The 24,014-nt window shown below is 38.1% G+C and carries 12 protein-coding genes; 8 read left to right on the top strand and 4 right to left on the bottom strand.

Going from position 1 to position 24,014, the window contains the following annotated elements; genetic code table 11:
• Positions 1-62 precede the first annotated feature (62 nt).
• Complete coding sequence (gene surE / locus A3EE_RS0108330) at positions 63-839, top strand: 5'/3'-nucleotidase SurE (RefSeq protein ID WP_026209674.1); 777 nt, start codon at positions 63-65, stop codon at positions 837-839.
• Positions 840-870: 31 nt separating this feature from the next.
• Here the strand turns inward: surE and A3EE_RS0108325 are convergent, their stop codons facing one another.
• From A3EE_RS0108325 to crtD, 4 genes are read right to left on the bottom strand one after another with little or no spacing between them, the layout of a single operon-like run.
• Positions 871-1,563 carry a lycopene cyclase domain-containing protein gene (locus tag A3EE_RS0108325; protein WP_018342988.1) on the bottom strand — a complete coding sequence of 231 codons (693 nt, stop codon included), beginning with the start codon at positions 1,561-1,563 and terminating at the stop codon, positions 871-873.
• Complete coding sequence (locus tag A3EE_RS0108320; protein ID WP_033417704.1) at positions 1,560-2,018, bottom strand: sterol desaturase family protein; 459 nt, start codon at positions 2,016-2,018, stop codon at positions 1,560-1,562. The genes A3EE_RS0108325 and A3EE_RS0108320 overlap by 4 nt, the downstream gene beginning before the upstream one ends.
• Positions 2,005-2,673 carry a carotenoid biosynthesis protein gene (locus tag A3EE_RS0108315; protein ID WP_018342986.1) on the bottom strand — a complete coding sequence of 223 codons (669 nt, stop codon included), beginning with the start codon at positions 2,671-2,673 and terminating at the stop codon, positions 2,005-2,007. Before A3EE_RS0108315 ends, A3EE_RS0108320 begins: the two co-directional genes overlap by 14 nt.
• Positions 2,667-4,139 (bottom strand): 1-hydroxycarotenoid 3,4-desaturase CrtD, encoded by a 1,473-nt coding sequence (gene crtD / locus A3EE_RS0108310; RefSeq protein ID WP_018342985.1) that lies wholly within the window; start codon positions 4,137-4,139, stop codon positions 2,667-2,669. Before crtD ends, A3EE_RS0108315 begins: the two co-directional genes overlap by 7 nt.
• Before the next feature lie 410 nt (positions 4,140-4,549).
• Here crtD and A3EE_RS0108305 point away from each other — a divergent pair, with 410 nt between their 5' ends.
• The 7 genes from A3EE_RS0108305 to A3EE_RS21295 all read left to right on the top strand — a co-directional run bounded on the left by A3EE_RS0108305 (position 4,550) and on the right by A3EE_RS21295 (position 23,939).
• The gene (locus A3EE_RS0108305) at positions 4,550-4,978 is read left to right on the top strand and encodes a tellurite resistance TerB family protein (protein ID WP_018342984.1); all 429 of its coding nucleotides are present in this window, start codon (positions 4,550-4,552) and stop codon (positions 4,976-4,978) included.
• Positions 4,979-5,143: 165 nt separating this feature from the next.
• Positions 5,144-6,673, top strand: coding sequence for a glutamine-hydrolyzing GMP synthase (gene guaA, locus A3EE_RS0108295; RefSeq protein ID WP_018342982.1), 1,530 nt, complete (start codon positions 5,144-5,146; stop codon positions 6,671-6,673).
• Position 6,674: 1 nt separating this feature from the next.
• Positions 6,675-8,381, top strand: coding sequence for a hypothetical protein (locus A3EE_RS0108290; protein WP_018342981.1), 1,707 nt, complete (start codon positions 6,675-6,677; stop codon positions 8,379-8,381).
• Positions 8,378-9,673 carry a glutamate-1-semialdehyde 2,1-aminomutase gene (hemL, locus tag A3EE_RS0108285; RefSeq protein ID WP_018342980.1) on the top strand — a complete coding sequence of 432 codons (1,296 nt, stop codon included), beginning with the start codon at positions 8,378-8,380 and terminating at the stop codon, positions 9,671-9,673. The genes A3EE_RS0108290 and hemL overlap by 4 nt, the downstream gene beginning before the upstream one ends.
• Positions 9,674-9,731: 58 nt before the next feature.
• Positions 9,732-10,538 (top strand): pyrroline-5-carboxylate reductase, encoded by an 807-nt coding sequence (gene proC, locus A3EE_RS0108280; RefSeq protein ID WP_018342979.1) that lies wholly within the window; start codon positions 9,732-9,734, stop codon positions 10,536-10,538.
• Between the two features lie 106 nt (positions 10,539-10,644).
• Positions 10,645-16,524, top strand: coding sequence for an immunoglobulin domain-containing protein (locus tag A3EE_RS0108275; protein ID WP_020526092.1), 5,880 nt, complete (start codon positions 10,645-10,647; stop codon positions 16,522-16,524).
• Between the two features lie 56 nt (positions 16,525-16,580).
• Positions 16,581-23,939, top strand: coding sequence for an immunoglobulin domain-containing protein (locus A3EE_RS21295; protein ID WP_020526091.1), 7,359 nt, complete (start codon positions 16,581-16,583; stop codon positions 23,937-23,939).
• Positions 23,940-24,014: the final 75 nt, after the last annotated feature.

The following is a 24,014-nucleotide window of genomic DNA, read 5'->3' as shown; positions in this document are numbered from 1 at the left end:
GATAGTCTGCCGCGGATCAAAAAAAGGTAATGCCGGATATACAGTATCCTAAGAAATTATATATGTCAAAACCATTGATACTTGTTTGTAATGACGACGGAATATTTTCTGTCGGAATCCGAACATTAATTGAAGTAATGTCTGAATTGGGCGAGGTCGTTGTTGTAGCTCCTGATTCACCGCAGTCAGGCATGGGTCATGCTATTACTATTGGCAACACCTTACGACTGGAATCTAGTGATCTATTCCCTGGTATCATTGCGTATGAGTGTTCAGGCACACCTGCTGATTGCGTTAAGCTTGCGAAGCATTATGTATTAAAAGGCAGAAAACCGGATCTGGTTGTGAGTGGTATAAATCACGGCAGCAATTCTTCGATCAGTGTATTGTATTCAGGTACTATGTCTGCAGCCATAGAAGCAGCATTGGAAGGTTTACCGGCAATTGGTTTTTCATTATGTGATTACGATGCGCACGCAGATTTTTCGCATGTTAAAAAATATGTCAAGCAAATAGCTACAGAAGTACTGACAAATGGCTTGGCTAAAGGCATTACATTAAATGTTAATTTTCCTCCAATAAGTGCCGCCCCTATAAAAGGAGTGAAGATATGCCGTCAGGCACATGCTCGTTGGGAAGAGAAGTTTGATGAACGCTTTGACCCATACGGTAGAAGATATTTCTGGATGGCAGGAAGTTTTGAAAACAAAGATGCAGGTGAAGATACGGATGAGTGGGCATTGGCCAACAGTTATGTATCGGTTGTACCTTGTAGCTTTGATCTTACAGCTCATCAATTAATTGGACAATTAAATCGAGACTGGAAGTTTATTAATTAGTAATAATTTGTTTCTTATTTTGAATACGTCGCTAATTGTGGAACGGTTTTGTATTTCGCTTTTCTTCGAGCAATTCCATAATCATAATATTTCCTAAAAATAGAAACAACGAATATAGAAGATCTTCTATAGGTATGGTATACAAACGTATTCCAACGTTTTCCATATTATTATAAATTACAACTGGCTTATAGGTTAGTACACCATTAATTATTAAAAATGGGATGAGATGGATGATGTATGCCACATAGAACCAACTCATATACGATTTTTTTAAAATATAATATTGTATCCAAATCAACACCCAACTAAAAAAGGAAGTGTAAAAGGTATATGCTTTATCCGCGTTGAGAATAGCAATAATCGGCAATGCAAATAATAAAAGAAGCGTAATTTTTCTATGGAACTTTTCTAAAAAATTACTTGAAAAATATGCTTTAATACACGCATATATAAATACGCAGGAATAAGGAACAAAAATAAAGAATAGAACTTCTTCAACAGGTAAATTGTAAATATAGGTACCTATTAAATATTTCTCATTGAATTCCCAAATACCATTTTTAGTAAAAATAATATCCCATATGATAAAAAATAGTCCGATGATTGCAATTGCAGGAAATAGAGACTTCCATTTTTTATAAAAGGCAACTTTTTTATCAAAACTTAATATAAATGGAAAGGAAATACAAAATAAATCCAGCCAAAGGTAGATGTAATTCATTTTTTGATTTCGGTATAGTTTGTTTTATAATACTTCATAGGGACTATAAGCATTCCGAAGTTTTCTCCATCTTCTTTGCCAAGGTATTTATGATGAATCTTGTGCGCTCTTCTAATGCCGAGTATATATTTATTATTCCAATTTCTAAAGTATTTGAATCGTTGGTGAATAATGATTTCGTGTATAAAAAAATAAGCAAGGCCGTACAAAGAAATTCCTATTCCAATATACAGTCTAAAGTCATTATACATTAAACCTGTCATGTAACAATAGGCACTTGGTATTGCAAAGATTAAAAAGAAAGAATCATTTTTTTCGAAGAAACCTGATTTACCTGTATGGTGATCTTCATGCAGAAACCACAGAAAACCATGCATTAAGAATTTATGTGTAAACCAGGCCATAAACTCCATGAAACAAAATGTAGACAATACAATTAAACTATTGATTAGCATATGGTATTAATTTGAATGATATGAATAAAGCTAAGAAAAATATTAGTTGTATTACGTATAACACACGGGAAGCTTTATTGTTTGAATCTAACTTTAAATTATAAAAAAGAAATATATATCCCCAAGAAAATATTAACCAGGCAATGAAGTTTTGCATTGGAATGTGATCACCTTTCCAGTACCAAAAATCCAAATCACCGCATAGGGGTTCTATAACAGCATCAATAACAACCATGAGGAATGCACCAAAGGTTGTTTTCAGATAGATATTCGTTTTAGGAAATATCCATTCACTTAAATTTGCTGAATAATAACTTAAAATAAACCAATTAATTCCAATCAAAACAGGGATTCCGTCAATAGCCAATCCTAATGTTGGTCCATATTGATACTCTCCGAATATTAATTTTGAGTAAACACCTATCCATTCTATTATCCAGCCAGTAATGAAAGTAAAAGCTGCAAAGAAAAGTATCTTTTTTCTCGGGCTTTTATCGAAATAAAGGATAAATAGCGCTGAAAGTAATAGATTTAATGGGGTTACAGGTTTAAACAATTCAGGAATACATGTTATGCCTACAATACCAACTAAATAAATAATGACAGCAATGATGGAATAAAAATAAAGTTGATTTTGATAAAGCTTTTTTAACATGGTAAATCTTTTTTTATTAACTCAGCGGTTATTTTTCCTGATAAAATAGCGAGCGGTACGCCTCCGCCCGGATGAACACTTCCTCCACAAAAGTATAAACCTTTTATGGTTTTGCTAAAATTTGAATGCCTTAAAAATGCTGCTAATTTATTATTCGAAGCATTTCCGTACAATGCCCCTTTAAAAGAACTAGTTCTGGATTCTATTAAAATAGGATCCAGATAATCTTCAACAACAATATGTTCTTCAATAGATGTTTGCAACATGCGATTGATTTTGGTAATAATATTTTTACGCGCTTGTTGTTTTAGTAATTCCCAATTCTGACCCGAATTATGAGGGACATTTATCATTACAAACCAATTTTCACAACCAGTGGGTGCATCATTCGACTCGTATTTAGATGTTATGTTAATATATATTGTAGGGTCTTCATCAATGGTTTTTTCTTCCCAAATTGATTTAAATTCTTTTTTGTAATCTGAACTAAATAAAATATTGTGTAAGCCTAATTTGGAAAAACTCGTATTAAGCCCCCAGTAAAAAATTAATGCTGATGAACTTTTTTCTTGACGCAATATTTTTTCCGGTGCTGGTTGATTGGGTAATAATTTTCGGTATGTATGAAAAATATCCATATTGCTAATGATAATATCTGCATTGTAGGTGGACTGAGCAGTTCTGATTCCAACAGCTTTTTTGTTTGAAACTATTATTTCTTGTACAAGTTCATTGAAATGAAAATTCACGCCTTTCCTGCAAGCCAATCCATATAAGCTATTCGTAATAGCATACATACCTCCTTTGGGTAAATATGCTCCCATTTCATGTTCAAGATGTGATATGAGATTTATTGTTCCTGGTGCTTTGTATGGGTTTGACCCATTATAGGTGGCATATCTATTGAAGTACTGAATTAATCTGGGGTCAGAAAAAAAAGACTCATTCATCTTATTCATCGTTACTCCGGAACGAATAAGTGGTAATTGGAAAATTGACACAAGTGTTTTCCAAGTTGTAAATGAACGGAATCTATGTAGGCTTTTAAAAATAAAAATGTGTGCTGTTATTGAATATATAGTACGAATGGTTTTAAAATAAGATCTGAATACATTCTTGTTGAGTCTAAATATTCTATAAAGTTCATTTTCAAATTTAGAATCGTCTGCATAGGATTTAAAAACAGTGCCATCTTCATAAAAATAATTGCAGATTGTATCTAATTTGGAATAATTAAAATGCAGCCTTGGATCTTCGCCAGCTTCAATAAATAAGTCATCTATTAAATCAGGCATCGTTAAAAGCGAAGGGCCTAGGTCGAACCGGTAATCAGAAATGACTTTTTCATTTAATTTACCTCCTGCACCAGAAGCTGACTCAAAAACATCTACTTTATACCCAGCGCTAGCCAGTCGTATAGCAGTGCTCAATCCACCCAATCCACCACCAATCACAATAGCTTTCATTTCGTTTTAAAATTTGATTATTTTTTCCATCTATAAAGTACAGACTATTTTTCTTTTAGCAAATTCATTTTTTTGTCATTTTATAATGAATACTAATGGATGTGTATGATACTACAAATCTTTGATATGATATAATTATGTGTTTTTATATAAAATCTTTTAAATGCGTTGTTTTAAAATTGTATTATTTTAATTTTTGCCATTAATCTATTAATAGGATTATTTTAATTTATAAAATATTTTAAAATAATTTAATTGTATTTAAAGTATTGTAAAATAAGTATTTAAATATATGCTTATTTTTATAATAGTATAAATCTTCCTGTTTTGTGATGAAAAATAATTGGTAAATAAATTGACATTAATTGAATTATATCTACCTTTGTATCATAACAAAACGATTTAAGATCATGTTAACACTTTTCGCAACTAAAAAAACTAAAGCACACAAAAGCCATATAATGAACTTAGTTCAATTGGCTAAAGCTGACGGTAAAATTTCAAAATCAGAATCAGGTTTATTAATCAAAATAGGGGAGCGCAATGGCGTTTCTGCAGAAGAAGTATTTGAAATGGTAGATTCTTCGGATGACTTCTTTTACAAAAAGCCTACGAATGATGAGCAACGTTTCGATCAACTATATGATTTAGTTGAGATGATGCGCATCGACGGTGAAGTAAGTCCTAAAGAATTGACTTATACAACTGAAATTGCAGAGAAAATGGGCGTTCGTAAAGCTGTAGCCTGGATATTGGTGCAGTCATTAGTAGATGGTATGGCGCTAGATTTATCAAAAGAAGAATTAAAGGCACGTGCTGCCGAATATCTTTTCATATAATTTTTGTTTGAGTTTAATTAATAAAGGTCGAAGGTTTACTTTCGGCCTTTTTTTATGTCTAACGGGTTCAGCTTTCCGGCAAAAGTTATCACCAAAGGCCTAATTTATTATGTATTAGAAGGCAAAAGTGATGGGAAAAAAGGCTGGTATTTTTAACTTTGTAGCATGACTGAAAAAATATTAATCCTGGATTTTGGATCTCAATACACTCAGCTGATTGCCAGAAGAGTAAGAGAATTAAATGTATATTGTGAAATTCACCCATATAATAAGGCTCCTCAACTGGATGCATCTGTGAAAGGTGTTATTCTTTCAGGCAGTCCTTGCTCTGTTCGTGAGGAAAATGCTCCGGATGTTGATCTTACACTTTATAGAGGCAAACTTCCTTTACTTGGAGTTTGTTACGGTGCTCAATTAATTGCTCATAAATCAGGAGGATCTATTCAGCCTTCTACCATTCGTGAATATGGCAGAGCACGTTTAAATAATGTCCATACTTCAGAAGAGTTGTTCAAAGAAATTCTTCCCGACTCACAGGTATGGATGTCTCATGGTGATACCATTGTAGAAATTCCTTCAAATTTTGAAATATTAAGCAGTACGGAAACCGTACGTGTAGCAGCGTATAAAGTACAAGGCGAAACAACTTATGGTATTCAGTTCCACCCGGAAGTAACGCACTCTCTTCAAGGAAAAGAAATCTTAAGAAACTTCGTTGTACAGATCTGTGGTTGTTCACAGGATTGGACGCCGGATGCATTTGTTGAAACAACAATTGCAGACCTGAAAAATAAAATCGGATCTGATAAAGTAGTATTGGGTTTGTCGGGAGGTGTTGATTCATCTGTAGCTGCCGTGTTGATCCATAAAGCAATCGGACCAAACTTGACGTGTATTTTTGTCGATAATGGTTTGTTGCGTAAGAATGAATACGATGAAGTATTGAATTCATACAAACACATGGGTTTAAATGTGATTGGTGTCGATGCTAAAAAACAATTCTATTCTTCCTTAGAAGGCTTAAGTGATCCGGAAGCAAAACGTAAAGCGATTGGTAAAGAATTCATAGAGGTATTCGATCAGGAATCTCACAAGATTGATAATGTTAAATGGTTGGGTCAAGGAACGATCTATCCGGATATTATTGAATCGGTTTCTGTTAAAGGACCTTCAGCAACTATAAAATCTCACCACAATGTTGGTGGTTTGCCGGAGAAGATGAAATTGAAAATTGTTGAGCCTTTAAATACCTTATTCAAAGATGAAGTAAGACGTGTAGGAAAAGCTTTAGGTATTGACGATATTATATTGAAAAGACATCCGTTCCCTGGTCCGGGTTTAGCCATTCGTATCTTAGGTGATATCACTGCTGAAAAGGTTAAGACGTTACAGGAAGTTGATTACATATTCATTTCGAGATTGAAAGAAAAAGGATTGTACGATCAGGTTTGGCAGGCAGGTGCGATATTATTGCCGGTTAAATCGGTAGGGGTAATGGGTGATGAAAGAACGTATGAAAATGTTGTAGCGCTTCGTGCAGTGAGTAGTACAGACGGTATGACTGCAGACTGGATACATTTGCCGTATGAGTTTCTTGCAGATATTTCAAATGAAATTATAAATCGTGTTAAAGGTGTTAATAGAGTTGTGTATGACATAAGTTCTAAACCACCTGCAACCATTGAATGGGAATAATATGAAACAAAAAACACTCTTACTTCTTGTTGTACTGTTTTATTCAGTAGCATTGTTTGCTCAACAAGATTGGAAGAGCGATTATACGAGAGCAAAACAGGTATACGAATTGCAAAAATATGAGATTGCAATGGAGTATTTTTTACCTGTAACATCTCCTGATGTATCAAATGCTTATGCTTCGTACGCACAGTATTATTATTCATTGTCTGCTTTTAAAGCAGGTAGGTATAATGAAGCGCGCCAAATGTTGTTGCAGCTAATCAATAGGGATCCGAACTGGAAACAAATAAACGAAGCCAATTATTTATTGTCGTGCGTTTATTTTGAAATGAAAAATTACCGTTCTGCGATTCCTTCATTGTCTAATATAAACGGAATGGAGATTACGGTTACAACGTGTAAGCAATCGTATTATTCAAAAATTGAACCCATCGATACACTGATAAAACTGCAGCGCGTTTATTCTGCCGACAAAGAGCTTGCAAAGGCTTTATTTAATAAGCTTGCGGCATATCCGGTGAATTCAAAAAATAATATGCTCTATGAATACTTAGCGCAGGAATATAAATTCACGAAGATTAAAAAAACAGTGAATTATGTTAAGAAGAATGAATATCATGTTGCAGTGATATTTCCATTTAATTTAACAGATAATATTTCTGAACATCCGCTGAATAGTTATGTCGATGAAATGTATCAGGGGATTTTGGTAGCGATTGATTCATTGAAGAAAAGTGGACTTACTGTTATTGTCCACCCTTATGATGTAGATAAAGATGTAGCAGCAATTCAGAAAATTATTGCTTATCCTGAATTTAAATCTATGGATCTGATCATTGGTCCGCTATCTCCCGCATTAATACCGTATGTTACAGCTTTTGGAGAGAAGAATAGCATACCGGTAATAAATCCCATTTCGGTTAATTCATCTATTATTGAAAATACAACCCAGACATTATTGTTTCAACCTTCGCTTCAGGTGATGGCTGGTCAGACGGCTGCTTTTGCAAAGAAAAATTTTGTGTATCGTAAGAACGATGCGCAGGATAATGATCTGATCGCTAAGAATGAAGTAGTTATTTTTTATTCTGCAGTTGATGTTAAAGATTCTCTGTTGGCTGTTTATTACAGGGATTCATTGATCGCAAACGGTTTTAAAGTTTCTAAGTGTGTTAAGATAACAAGATCTAGAATTGGCAATGTCGGCAAGATCATAGCAGATTCAATTAATCTCAATAAAATAAGTCATGTATTTGTTGCTTCCGGTGACGATGCTGCTTTAGCCTCAAATGTAATCAGTGCATTGGAGATAAGTCGGATGGCAATTCCGATTATTACAAAAAGCAACTGGCTCAATATTAATAATCAAACCTACGAGCAGTTTGAACGAAGAAAGGTGTACTTTATTTATCCTGATTTTGTAACGTTTTATGATGGGACGTATAAGTTATTTATGTCTTCGTATACTAAAAAGTATAATACCTATCCTTCCAAATACAGTGTCATCGGCTATGAGTTAATGTCATTGGCTGGTGCATCCATGAAAGAATATGGTACAGGATATTTTAATTATTTAAGAACAAGTCCAACGCACAAAGGACATTTCATGGCAGGTTTTAATTTCAGTAGATCTGCTTGCAATAATTATGTGCCGGTTTATTATTTCAATAATTTGAAACTTACATTAGCAAATCCGGTTCAATGAAAAATATAAATAGTTCTGCGCTTTTTTCTAGAGCAAAAGAAGTAATTCCAGGCGGTGTAAATTCACCAGTACGTGCATTCAGAGCAGTAGGCGGAAATCCTATTTTTATAAAGCGTGCAAAAGGAGCCTATTTATTTGATGAAGATGATAATCAATTTATTGAGCTGATCAATTCATGGGGGCCAATGATATTGGGCCATGCAAATGAGTTGATTGAAAAAGAAGTTCGTGATGCCTTATCCAATTCATTATCATTCGGAGCGCCGTCTCGCAAAGAAGTAGAAATGGCTGAGTTGATCGTGAGTATGGTTCCATCGGTTGAAATGGTTCGCATGGTAAATTCGGGAACAGAGGCAACCATGTCTGCAATTCGTGTGGCTCGTGGTTATACAGGGAAAGAAAAAATTATAAAGTTTGAAGGATGTTATCACGGTCATGGTGATTCATTTTTGATTGCAGCAGGCAGTGGTGCAGTTACAATGGGTGTGCCGGATAGTCCCGGAGTGCCGCAAGGTGTAGCGAACGATACGTTAACAGCTCCTTATAATGATATCAATGCGGTAAAAACATTGGTTGAGAATAATAAAAATAAAATCGCAGCCATTATTGTTGAACCTGTTGCGGGTAACATGGGGTGTGTTTTACCTAAGCCTGGATTCTTAGAAGGATTAAGAAAAATCTGTGATGAAGAAAACATCGTTTTGATCTTTGATGAAGTGATGAGTGGCTTTCGTTTATCTATTTCCGGCGCGCAAGGTATATTGGGTGTGAAGCCCGATATGACAACCATGGGTAAGATTATTGGAGGCGGCATGCCTGTAGGAGCATACGGTGGCAAAAAAGAAATTATGCAAAAGGTTTCTCCTGCGGGACCTGTATATCAAGCAGGCACACTCTCAGGCAATCCAATTGCAATGTCAGCTGGTTTGGCCATTTTGAAATATTTAAAAGGTAATCCATCTGTTTATACGCAGCTTGATAAACAAACAGAATACATCATTCATGGAATGCGTAAAGCAAATAATTTATTGGGATTGGATTACACATTTAATCACATAGGTTCTATGTTTACCATGTTCTTTACTAATACAGCAGTAGATGATTTTGAATCTGCAAAAAAGTCGGATCTGAAATCTTTTGCTTCCTATTTTCAGGCTATGTTGAGTAAAGGAGTATATCTTGCGCCATCACAATTTGAAAGTCTGTTCATTTCAACAGCAATAACAACAGAGTTGGCAGATCAGATCATTCACGCGCATGAAGAAAGCATGAGAGAAATTCATTCTAAATAAATTTTAGCGTTACAGAATTAAACGATACAGGTTAAGAAACATTAATAACGAATTCGATATGAAAATTGCAATTTTAGGTGGTGGAAATATGGGGATGACATACGCAAAAGCATTTGTCAGCAGAAAGATTGTTTCAAAAGATGAATTATTAATTGTTGAAAAACACGACGAGAAAAGAGAACAGTTGAAATTAGAAGGTGTTGCTTCTTTATCGGCAGATATTGATGAGTCTATTAAAAATTACGACATATTAATTGTAGCTGTTAAGCCGCAAGACTTCAGAGTTCTTTCAGAAAAATTGAAATCCTATTTATCCGAAAACCAAATGATCTTGTCGATCATGGCCGGAATTCAGATTAAACAAATTCAGGATCTGTTGTCTCATAAAAATGTTGTACGTGCCATGCCGAATACTCCTGCGCAATTGGGTTTTGGTATTACCGCATTTACAGTTGCTAAAGATGCTTCGTTTGAAAATATAAGTGTTGTAGACATGTTATTGGAAACAACTGGCAAAGCCATTTTCATGAAAGATGAAACCATGCTGGATGCTGTTACGGCATTAAGCGGAAGCGGGCCAGCGTATTTTTATTATATCGTGCAGCATATGATCGAAGCAGGTAAGCAAATGGGGATGGATGAGAATATAGCCGGCATGTTGGTTAAAGAAACCATGATGGGCGCGTTTCAGATTTTAAACCATTCAAAGCTGACAATTGATGAATTGATAGCAATGGTTGCTTCAAAAGGTGGTACAACAGAAGCTGCCTTAAACACATTAAAGCAGCGTGAAGTTGGCCCTCATATCATGGAAGCATTGAAAAATGCAGAGAAAAGGGCAAAAGAACTTTCTGGCGGAGCCTAAAAAGAGGCTTTATTTATTCAATATTTTATATTTAAATAATAACCTTCGGCTATACTTTTTCGTTTGAAAGAGGACGAAGATTTGTTTGAATCTAAAATCATTGTAAATGAAGCATTTATACAACAGAGTATCCGTTATTATTATAGTTTTATTTTTTGCAGCCATAAAAGGGAATGCTCAAACATGGCAATCAACTATACCCATTGTTAGTGGTAGTGCAGCCTATTTGCAGGATGTTACTACGGATGCTTCTGATAATATATACAGTACCGGATATTACAATACAAATATAACAGCTCCTGTTTCTATGTCCGGCGGTGCAGCGGACAATACTTTTTTAATTCGTGCAAATTCAACAGGTGCAGTAACATTCAGTAAAAAGATTTCAGGAGCAAGTGTTAAAAGTTATCGGGTGGCAGTGGATGGATCCGGTAATATGTACATTGCTGGATCACTATATGGCACATCAATACTTTTTGATGGATTTGTTGCAGGAACAAGTTTGGGAGGTCCAACTACAACCAATCCGGATGGTTTTATTGCAAAGTATTCAAGTACGGGTACTTTTATGTGGGTACAAGTCATTGGTGCTGCAAACAGAAACGATGAGATTCTTGACATGGCATTGGATGCAAATGGTGATATTTATGTTACAGGATATATTTCTGCAGACGCATCTGTTTATGGAAAAAATTCAGGAGGTACACAGGCTACTACTGCTACCATATTCAGTCAGGGTGGCTCGCCAGGTTTATTAGATGTTGTTGTAGCAAAATTTTCGAGCAGTGGAGTATTTCAATGGGGCTTTAGTCTTGGAAGTACTACAGGTGCTGAAAAGGGGACAGCTTTAGCTATCGATGCATCAAATAATGTTTTCGTAGCTGGTCAATTATTTGATACGGCTGATTTTGATCCGCTTGCAGCATCCAGCAGTTCCATCTTAACAGAAGTTACCCCTCAAGGAAGTGGTGATGCATTTATTGCCAAGTACACATCTGCCGGGGATTATGTAAACGTTGGTCAGATATCCGGGGCTTCTATTGAAATGGTAAATAGAATGCATATCGGTTCATCCGGTGCATTAAATGTAGCTGGTACATTTACAGGTTTTATAGATGCAGATCCCAGAAGTGGGAATACACAAAATTTAACTTCTGGAGGAACAGGAAAAGATATTCTTTTTGCTTCGTATAATTTAAGTACGTTGGCGCCCGTTTTTGCTCAAAAAATAGGAGCAAGCAATGTAGATGATGAAGCTACAGCTATCAAAGCAACCGCCAGCGGAGATATTTATTTGACAGGTTATTTTGAAGGAGCAACCGTAAACTTTAATCCGGGTGGCACAGCACTTAATCTTACAGCTACTGGTGGGAAAGATATCTTTATTTCCAAGTATACATCTGCAGGTATAAATCAATGGGCTTTTGGTGTTGGTAGTGCAGCGGATGACCGAGGTACTGCAATGGCTTTTAATTCAGTCGCCATGGTATATGCCGGAGGATATTATTCAGGAGCAATCGGGGATTTTGATCCGGGAGTAGGTTCATCAACCTTGGCAGCACCAACGGGTACAAATTCATTTTGGAGCAAATATCAGGAATGTAGTTCTACACCTGTGATTGCGACACAACCTTCAGGCCAGACTATTTGTGCAGGAGCTACAATTAATTTATCGGCAACAGTAACCGGCTCAAGTATTTCATATCAATGGAAAAAAGGCGGAACAAATGTAGTGAATGGCGGAACTATTTCGGGTGCTACTACATCGGCATTAACAATAACATCTTCTGTTGCAAGTGATGCCGGTACATATACACTAGTTGCTACAATTTGTGGAAATTCGGCAACTACAAATAATGCAGTTGTTGTTGTTAATACTCCTCCTGTAATAACAACGCAGCCAACGGCTCAGTCTGTTTGTTCAGGGACAAATACTTCTTTTGCTGTAACAGTTACAGGGACATTGCCAACCTATCAATGGAAATTGAATGGAACTCCAATCTCTAATAACGCGATTTATTCAGGAGCGCAAGCTGCTACATTAAATATCATTGGCGCTACTGCTGCTCAAGCCGGGAATTATAGTTGTGACATTACAGGATCATGCACTCCGGTAGCAACAAGTAATGCCGTTGCATTGACAATATCTTCTGGTGTAACAATTACAACAAACCCAACTGCTGCTGCTACATGTCTCGGTGGAAATGTTACATTTACTACTGCAGCAAGCGGTTCGAGTTTGACATACCAATGGCAAAAAAATGGTGTGAATATGTCCAATGGCGGAACTGTATCAGGCGCCACATCAACTGCACTATCAATCACAGGTGTTGTAGCCGGTGATGCAACAAATTATAAATGCGTAATAACAAGTTCTTGTGGTTCTGCTACAACTACTGCGGCAATATTATCACTTACATCTGCTCCGGCAATAACTACACAACCTGTAGCTACACAAACCATTTGTGCAGGACAAAGCGCAACATTTTCAGTTACAGCAAGCGGAGCAACAACGCATCAATGGAAAAAAGGAGGAGTTGATCTTGTGAATGGCGGCAATATCAGTGGAGCAACAACTTCAAGCCTGTTATTGACTTCTATCACTACAGCGGATGCAGGTACCTATACCTGTTCAATTACCGGAGCTTGTTCTCCTGCAGCATTGACAAATAATGCAGTTTTAACTGTTAATAGTTTGCCGGCGATCACTGCACAGCCAACTGCAAGTACATTGTGTCAGGGAGCTACAGCTAATTTTAATATTACTGCTACCGGTTCTTCTCTTACATTTCAATGGCAACGAAACGGCGTTAATGTAGTTGATGGAGGTGGTATTAGTGGAGCAACAACAAATGCATTAACAATAACATCGATCGCGATGGCGAATGCAGGTAATTATACCTGTATCGTTTCCGGAACATGTTCACCTGCTATTACTTCGAATGCAGTTGCGTTAACGGTAAATTCAACAGCTGCAATAACAAGTAATCCTGTAGTAGCAACAACATGCGCCGGACAAACAGCAACATTTAGTATTACAACAAGCGGAAGCGGAATCACCTATCAATGGAAAAAAGGCGGAACGGATCTGACAAACGTTGGAAATATTAGTGGAGCATTATCTCCTGTATTGACGTTGGCCAATACGGTTGCATCGGATGCAGGTTTATATTCATGTACAATAACAAATACATGTTCGGGTGTTTTAAATTCAACATCTGCAGCCTTAACAGTAAATGCTTTGCCGGCAATTACTACTCAGCCAACAGATGTTACTATTTGTGGATCTGCCCCGGCTACATTCACTGTTGGGGGATCGGGAACCGGTATAAGTTATCAATGGAAGAAAGGTGGAGCGAACGTTGTTGACGGCGGAGTTATCTCAGGTGCAACAACATCTGTCTTGTCGATTAACCCTGCTACTGTAGCAGATGCCGGTGCATATACCTGTGTAATATCAGGAACATGTACTCCGTCTGTAACTACAAATATTGCAAACCTGGCAGTTGGTTCTTTGGCAACGATCACTACTCAACCTGCTGATGTAAGTGCATGTGCAGGATCAACCGCAACACTTTCGATAATTGTTTCGGGTACAGGTATCAGCTATCAATGGCAAAAAGGGGGGACAAATTTAACTAATGGAGGGAATGTGAGTGGTGCTACTTCTGCAACATTAACATTAACTTCAACTACATCTGCTGATGCAGCATCTTATACATGCGTTACCGGTAATACGTGCAGCGGATTTTTAACATCAAATGCTGCAACGATTACAATTAACACTGTACCCGTAATTACAGCCCAACCTGTTAATAAATCTATTTGTACGGGAACTCCTACATCGTTTTCTGTAACAGCAACCGGAACATCTTTAACCTATTTATGGAAAAAAGATGGAGTTGCTTTAGCGGATGGAGGAGCTATATCCGGCTCTCAGACTGCTACCGTTTCATTATCTACAACAACAGCTTCAGATGCCGGTACATATATATGCGAAGTGAGCGGAACATGTACACCAAAGGCAATTTCAACAGGTGCAACTTTAACTCTAGCTTCAAGCAGCAGCATTGTTTCTCAGCCAGTATCTAAAACGGCATGTACAGGATCATCAATAGTATTTACATGTAATGCTACCGGTGGTTCGCTCACGTATCAATGGAGAAAAGATGGAACTGTTTTAACAGATGGTGGAAATATTTCAGGTGCTACAACATTTACATTGACACTATCATCCATAGCATTAGTTGATGCAGGCGACTATACATGCGACATTTCAAGTACATGTTCAGCTACATTGACATCTAATATTGCGACCTTAACGATAAACAATTCAACAGTTATTACTTCTCAGCCTGCTTCGTCAACACAATGTACAGGCACATCTGTTTCATTCGATGTGGTTGCTTCAGGTGCAGGATTGACGTATCAGTGGATGAAAGGAAGTGCGCCTGTATCAGGTGCAACAAATTCTACTTATACGATTGCAAGCATTGTTTCAACCGATGCGGGAACATACACATGTGATATAACAGCCTCTTGTGGTTTTATTTCAAGTGCAGCAGCTATATTGACAGTTAATTCCCCAGTTGCAATCACTACTCAACCTGTAGATATAAGTGCATGTCCGGGAGATAATGCAACAATCAGTTTGGTAGCCTCAGGCAGTGTTGTATCGTATCAATGGTTTAAAAATTCTGTTGCGTTAGTTGATGGAGGAAATATTTCAAATTCAACAACCAGCGCACTAACAGTTTCATCTGTGAGCGCGTCGGATGCCGATTCATATACGTGTCAGATTACAACTGTTTGCGGTTCAAGTGTAACAAGCAGTACATCTGTATTGTCTTTATCTACAACACCGACCATTACTACTCAGCCTCCTGCAAGTGCTTTAATATGCACAGGACAATCGCTGACATTAAATATTGTTGTGTCCAGTGCAAGTACTGTTATCTATCAGTGGCAAAAAAATGGAGTTGATCTTGTAAATAACGGATCTACTATTTCCGGTGCAACAAGTGCTACGTTAACCATTACATCAACTACAGCGGCGGATGCAGGAAATTATACCTGTTCGGTAGCAACGAGTTGTTCAACACCTACAACCAGTCAGACTGCAGTAGTGTCAACAACAACTTCTTCGTCTATTACGCAGCAACCGATTTCAGCAAATGTATGTAAAACACAAAGTGTATTATATACGGTAAGCATTGCCGGATCAGGTATAGTATACAAATGGCAGTTTAAAGCAAATGCAGCATCTATATACACAGATTTGGTTGACGGTGGAAAATTCAGTGGAGTAACAACAAAAAATCTGGTTGTTTCCAATGTGGATCTATCTGAAGAAGGAGCATACAGATGCGTTGTAACTGAAGCGTGTGGTGCGGTTCAAAACTCTGCACCGGCAGCATTAATGATTGATTCTCCGTCTATCATTCAACATCCGTTCCCTCAATCTGTATGTCTTGGTCAGCCAATACAATTCAGTATTGTAGCTACAGGTAGTAATATTGTGTATCAATGGTATAAAGATGGTGTTGCTGTAACAAATGGAGGAAGAGTATCCGGCGCTGCGACTGCTACATTAAAAATCACGGGTACAACCATTGCAGATAATGGAGATTATACATGTAATGTAACAGGTATTTGCCCTCCTGTGGCAATATCTCAACCAGCTACATTAACTGTTTCAGTATGTACAGCTATTTCAGTTGCTGATCTGAACGGGCAGAATGTTGCGATCTATCCAAAACCTGCGAATGACCGCACTACCCTTGAAATCAAAGATTACAATACAGGAGAAGTATCCTTTGTATTATATGATGCTCAGGGAGCATTGGTTTTAAATAGCACATTTCAATTGAATTCTGATTCAGAAAAAATAACGATAGATACTTCAACATTGCCACAAGGCATGTATTTCATCCAAATTTATTTAGGAAATGAATTCTATGTAGATAAAATAGAAGTAATTCATTAATGGATATTGTTTATATAGCTATAAACTGTTAGTTTGTATCCGTAACTATAACTATTATGATTAAACACATCAAATGCCTTTTTTTAGTTGTAGCATTCTTATGTACAGGAATGCTGCAAGCTCAAACGTCAGACCTAATTTACCATTTAGGAAGTTCAGGTTCTACGATAAATGTTGCTTCTGTTGATACAGATGCGAACGGAAACTTTTTTGTTTGCGGTAGTGCTATTGGTTCAAGTATTGATTTCAATCCGCTTGGGACAGCTACATTAAAAAGTGCAGGAACTGGCGGTTCTGGGTTTATTGCTAAATATAATGTAAACGGTATTTTGCAGACTGTAATTATTTTTGGTGCAAATGTTAATAATAAGGGTGTAAAGGTTTATGTTGACGCGGCTAAGCAGAATGTATACTTACTAGCTAGTATATATGGAAATGGAGTAAAGCTTGATCCTCTTGCAACAGGATTTGGTACAAATGGCTTAGCAGGTTCTATGGCAATAGCAAAGTATGATAATGCGCTTGTCTTTAAATCTCAAAAAATATTTAATAATGCTACAGGATATACCGGAGACGTGTTAAATGACATTTCTATTTTTGGTGACAATTTATATGTTACAGGTGAACTGTTCAGTACTAATGTTGAGTTTAATCCGGGAGGAACTTCAAAAAAAATATCGTCATCTGCTAGCGGTATATCCGATATTGTTGTTGCAAAGTATGATACAACAACCTTAACAAATGCATGGGCATACAGTGTTGGAGGTGCTAGCTCTGATGGTGGTGCAGGTATTGATCTGGATAATAGTGGAAATATTTATCTGACAGGATATTTTACCGGACAAGATATAGACATAGATCCTATAGGTACAAAAACTGTTTCGGATGCAAGTAATCTGACTCTGCCTAATAGCTCTATGGATGCGTTTATAGCAAAATATAATTCAGGAATGACCTGTCAATGGGCTTTTAATATCGGAGCAGGGTTAGCGGATAAAGGAACAGACTTACTTGTTGATAAAACTTCAGGAAATGTATTTGTGGGAGGTATTGTTAAAAATGATGCACTGGATGTAGATTTTGATCCGTCACCTACCAGTTCTGCTAATTTTGCAGGCGTTGGTTTGAATGATATTTTTGTAGCAAGCTATAAATCTGACAGTACTTATAACTGGCATGCAGCAACAGGAAGTACAGGAGAAGAATTGTTGACTTCTTTAGCATTTGATGGAGGAGGAAATATTGTTGCAGGAGGCTATGCGAGTGGTTCTGTTAATTTCGGCAACTCGAAAACAATTACAGGTCTAGGCGGTAAGGATGCTTTTTTTGCCGTGTTTTCAGGAGGTTCAGGATTAGCTACAGGTGCATATAATTTAGGCGGTGCAAGTGATGAACAAGCAAATGGAGTAGCTGTTGCTTCTTCCGGTAAAATCTTAGTTGTTGGTAGTTATTTAGGCGCGGGAGATTATAACCTGGGTGCTGTAGCTACACTAGCTCTTTCAGGTACGCAAGATGGTTTTATATCAAGACATGTACTTTGTACACCTCCATCAATAGGTACTCAACCAACTAGTATTGTGAGATGTGAAGATGCTGCTGCATCATTTACAGTTGTTGCCAGCAATGCTACTTCTTATCAATGGAAAAAAGCTGGATCTGCTATAAGTGGAGCAACAAATGCAAGTTACTCTATTGCAGCGGTTACTGTTGCCCAAGCAGGTATTTACACAGTTGATGTTATCAATGCATGTCAAACAGTACCATCCAATAGTGTTACGCTTACTGTAAATCCTAAAGCAGTAATAACATCTGCTGCGACTTCACCGGCTTGTAGTGGTAGTTCTGTAGGATACAGCATTACAAGCGATATTGCCGCATCGTATGGCTGGACAAGAGCTCTAAAAACAGGCATTACTCCTTCAACTGGATCCGGTTCAACAACACCTATTGCTGAAATATTAACGAACGGTACTTTAGCACCAATCAATGTAGATTATATCATTACCCCAACAGCAACTTCAAGTGGTTGTGTGGGTGATCCTTTTACGTTGACCGTAACAGTTAATCCTAAACCATCTATTACTTCTTCAGCTACAACAACTGTTTGTAGTGGTGTTGCTTTAAATTACGTGATTACAAGCAGTGTTCCATCTTCTTATAACTGGAGTAGAGCACTTAAAGCGGGTATTACACCAAACACAGGTTCTGGTTTAACCAGTCCGATTACTGAAACGTTGACGAATTCTACAGTTTCGCCTATTACGGTAGATTATATTATTACTCCAACTGCAACAACTGGCGGATGTGCAGGTTCTCCATTTACGTTGACCGTAACGGTTAATCCAGCAGTAACACCATCTGTCACAGCAACGGTTTCTCCAACGGGAGCAATTTGTGCGGGAACAAGTATAACATTCACCGCAACACCAACGAATGGAGGAGCAGCTCCAATATATCAATGGAATAAAGGTGGTACACCAATTGCTAGTGCGACAAATGCAACGTATACAACAACAGGAGCTGTAAACGGTGATGTATATACAGTAACACTGACAAGTAACGCAACGTGTGCAAGCCCAACAACAGCAACAAGTACAGGAATTACAATTACAGTTAATCCAGCAGTAACACCATCCGTCACAGCAACTGTTTCTCCAACAGGAGCAATCTGTGCAGGCACAAGTGTAACATTTACCGCAACCCCAACGAACGGAGGAGCGGGTCCAATATATCAATGGAACAAAGGTGGTGTCGCAATAACAGGTGCAACAAATGCAACATATACGACAACAACAGCTGCGAACGGCGATAGCTATACCGTAACGTTAACAAGCAACGCAACGTGTGCAAGTCCAGCGACAGCAACAAGTTCTGCGATTGTTATGACAGTTAATCCGGTGTTAGTACCGGCAGTATCTATAGCAGTATCTCCAACCGGCTCAATTTGTGCAGGTACAAGTATAACATTCACAGCAACACCAACAAACGGAGGAGCAACACCTGGATACCAATGGAAAAAAGGTGGTACAAATATAGCAGGAGCAACAAATGCAACGTTTACAACAACAGCAGCAGCAAACGGTGATGTATATACAGTTACACTGACAAGCAATGCTGCTTGTGCAAGCCCAACAACAGCAACAAGTACAGGAATTACAATTACAGTTAATCCGACTTTGGTGCCAAGTGTAACAACAGTAGTTTCACCGACAGGCGCAATCTGTGCAGGAACAAGCATAACTTTTACAGCAGCACCGACAAATGGCGGTACACCAACATATCAGTGGAGAAAGAATACTACACCGATTGCATCGGCAACGAATGCAACATATACAACAACGGGAGCTGTGAATAATGATAGTTATGATGTAGTTATGACAAGCAATGCAACATGTGCTAGTCCAACAACAGCAACAAGCACAGCAATTGTTGTGACAGTTAATCCGGCCTTAGTACCAAACGTAGCAACAACAGTAAGCCCAACAGGAGCGATTTGTGCAGGAACAAGCGTAACATTTACTGCAACACCAACAAACGGAGGTACAACACCAACATATCAATGGAATAAAAACGGTACTAATATTGCAGGTGCAACCAATGCTACGTATACAACAACAGCTGCAGCAAATGGAGATAGCTATACAGTGACACTGACAAGCAATGCTACTTGTGCAAGCCCAACGACAGCAACAAGCACTGCAATTGTAATGACAGTTAATCCGATCTTGCCGGTAAGTGTAAGTATAGCGACACCGTCGACAACAATTTGTACAGGAACAAGTGTAACATTTACCGCAACACCAACAAACGGAGGTGCAGCACCAACATATCAATGGAGAAAAGGAGGCGTTAATATTGCATCAGCAACAAATGCAACATATACAACAACTACAGCAGCAAACGGAGATAGCTACACAGTAGTTCTGACAAGCAATGCACCGTGTCCAAGTGGCAATCCGGCAACATCAAATGCAATAGTTATCACAGTAACAACTGTTGTAACACCGGCAGTTAGTATTACGGCCTCACCAGCAGGTACAATCTGTACAGGTACAAGTGTAACGTTTACAGCAGTTCCCGGTAATGGCGGTACAGCTCCAACGTATCAATGGAAAAAGAACGGTACTAATATTGGAGGTGAAACAAATACAGCATACACAAGCACAACATTGGCAAATGGTGATCAGATTAGTGTAGATATGGTAAGTAACTCGGGTTGTGCTAGCACACCAAATGCGAGCTCGAATATAATTACAATGGTTGTGAATGCTAATGTAACTCCAGCAGTAGGGCTTACTGTATCACCAACAGGTGCAATCTGTGCTGGAACAAGCATCACATTTACAGCTTCACCAACAAATGGAGGTACAACACCAATATATGTATGGAAAAAGAATACAGTAACAATTAGCGGCGCAACAAATGCAACGTATACAACAAATGCTGCTGTAAATAATGATAGTTATACAGTGGAGCTCACGAGTTCATCTGGTTGTGCAAGTCCTGCAACGGCAACTTCAACTCCTGTAGTTATTACAGTTAATCCGACACTCGTTCCAACGATTACGATTGCGACTACTTCGTCTACCATTTGTTCAGGTGACGTGATTACATTCACTTCAACACCTACAAACCCTGGTTCAACACCAAATTATGTATGGCGTAAAAATGGAACAGCTATCACACCTGCAGCTACAGGGACTTCTTATTCAACAACGGGCGCCGTTAATGGAGATGTATATTCTGTTGTGATGACAAGCAATGCGTTGTGTGCATCACCTACATCACCTGCATCTAACAATATCACAGTTACGGTGAATTCGTTACCAACAGTAACCGGACCTACTGCTGTTTGTGCAGGTTCTACAATAACATTAGTCGGCTCAGGAACAGCAAATGCATCAAGTCCTTGGGTATCTTCTGCACCTTCTGTTGCAACAGTATCAAATGCCGGAGTGGTTACAGGTGTTGCTGCAGGATCAGTTGATATTACGTATACAAATAGTAATGGATGTTCACAAACTGCAACTGTAACGGTGAATGCAACACCGAACATTACAGGAACACTTTCTGTTTGTTTAGGTTCTACAACACAATTGACAGGATCAGGAACAGCTGCAACAAGTAATGCATGGGTATCGGCTACACCAGCAGTTGCTACCATAAGCACTACAGGATTGGTTACAAGTGTGGCAGCTGGTTCAACTCTCATTACATATACAACAAATACAGGTTGTAGCTTCTCTGCTACAGTGACTGTAAATGCATTGCCAACCATTACGGGTACATCGAGTTTGTGTACAGGTTCTACGGTTCAACTAACAGGTTCTGCTACTGCTGCGGCCTCAAATGCCTGGACATCTGCATCAACAGGTGTTGCTACAATAAATGCTTCCGGTCTGGTTACAGGAGTTGCTAGTGGTACAAGTGTAATAACATATACTAATTCGAATGGATGTCAAACAACGCAAACAATAACCGTAAATGCGGTTGTAACACCAACAGTTGCTATTACCGCAAATAACTCTACGATCTGTACGGGAACAAGTATTACGTTCACTGCAACACCAACAGATGGTGGTACAACGCCTACGTATAAATGGAAATTGGGAAGTGGTTATATTTCCGGAGCAACAAATTCAACTTATACCACAACAACTGCTGCAAATGGCGATAGTTATTCTGTAGAACTGACAAGCAACGCTATTTGTACATCAACAAATACTGCAAATTCAACTCCGATTGTTATTACTGTTACAACAAGTGTGACGCCTAGCGTAGCAATTTCTGCGAATCCAGGTAATACAATTTGTGCAGGCACATTGGTAACCTTTACCGCAACTCCGGGAAATGGAGGATCAGCACCGACATACCAATGGAAAAAGGGAGGAGTTAATATTTCCGGTGCAACTAATGCCACATATACAAATTCGGCATTAGTAAACGGAGATCAGATCAGTGTAGATATGGTTAGTAATTCCAGCTGTGCCAGTACAACAAATGCTTCGTCTACAGCAATTACAATGACGGTAAATCCGATTGTAACTGCAACAGTAACAATCGCAACATCTGCTAATACTATATGTGTTGGAGGATCTGTAACGTATAGTGCTTCATATACAAATGGTGGTACTTCACCGTTGTTCGAATGGTTTGTGAATAATATATCACAAGGTGCAACTGCTTCAGCGGATACATATACTTCTACGATTTTGTCAAATGGAGATATAGTGAATGTTAAAATGACTTCCAGCCTAATGTGCGTAGCGAGTACTATTGTAACTTCTAATAGTAAAACAATTGCTATAACAACAAATGTGACTCCTGCTGTATCAATTACTTCTGATAAGAGTACGATCTGCTTAGGTGGATCTGTGACTTATACTGCTGTACCTGTAAATGGTGGTACTGCATCGTATCAGTGGAAAATAAATGGGGCTGATGCAGGGGGAGCCACTGCAACGAATACATTCACAACTTCCGGTTTAGTAGATGGCGATGCTGTATCGGTTGTGTTGACATCTTCTGTTACCTGTGTTACGAGCTCTACTGCTAGCTCAACTAGCTTAACGATTGTAGTAGCTTCGGCTACACAAATTGCTTCGCAGCCTGGTAGTCAATCTGTGTGTGCATTGGGAAACAACGTAACGTTTTCTGTAGGTGCTACCGGAGATAATCTTACCTATCAATGGAAAACAGGCAGTACAAGTTTGGCTAATAATGCAACATACTCAGGAGTTACTACAAAAGATCTAAGTATATCAAATGTTTCGAACGCAGACTTACTTGGTTATACAGTAACTGTTACGGGTACATGTGGTACATTAACTTCTAATGTTGCGAATCTGACTCAATCGACAAGTTCAATTGCTATTACAACACAACCGGTTGCACAGGTACTGGAAACAGGTGAATTGATTCAACTGTCTGTTACTGCAACAGGACCTACATTATCGTATCAGTGGAAGAAAAACGGAGTAGATCTGGTGAACGATTCAAGAATTTCCGGAGCGAATACAGCATCTCTTCAGATATCAAATGCCCAGGTTAGCGATAGCGATAATAATTACACCTGTTTGATCATGAGCCCTTGTGCTTCTCAGCTTTCTTCAAATGCAACTGTTGTAACGGTATCAACTCCTACATCTACACAGGATGCATTGACAAAAGGATTTATGATTGCACCAAATCCATCTGCAGGTCACTTTACATTGTCGAATAATTATTCACCGTTTATTGTAGAAGAACTTGAAATTATATCGATGGAAGGCGTGGTTGTGGCACGAAAAATAATTGCCGGCACAACGAATCTGAGCGAAGAAGTATATGCGCAAGATTTACCAAAAGGAATGTATCTGCTTGTAATAAAAGGTGAAGGGGAGCAGGCAGTATTAAAAATTGTATTCGATAAATAATTAAATCTACTGTTATAAATAAAAAGACTCACGCTAAAAACGTGAGTCTTTTTATTTATAAGCAACTTAATATAC

The sequence above is a fragment of the Cytophaga aurantiaca DSM 3654 genome (genome assembly GCF_000379725.1).
Lineage (GTDB): Bacteria > Bacteroidota > Bacteroidia > Cytophagales > Cytophagaceae > Cytophaga > Cytophaga aurantiaca.
The sequence above is the reverse complement of the archived record's forward strand: the minus strand, read 5'-3'. Positions and strand labels throughout refer to the sequence as shown.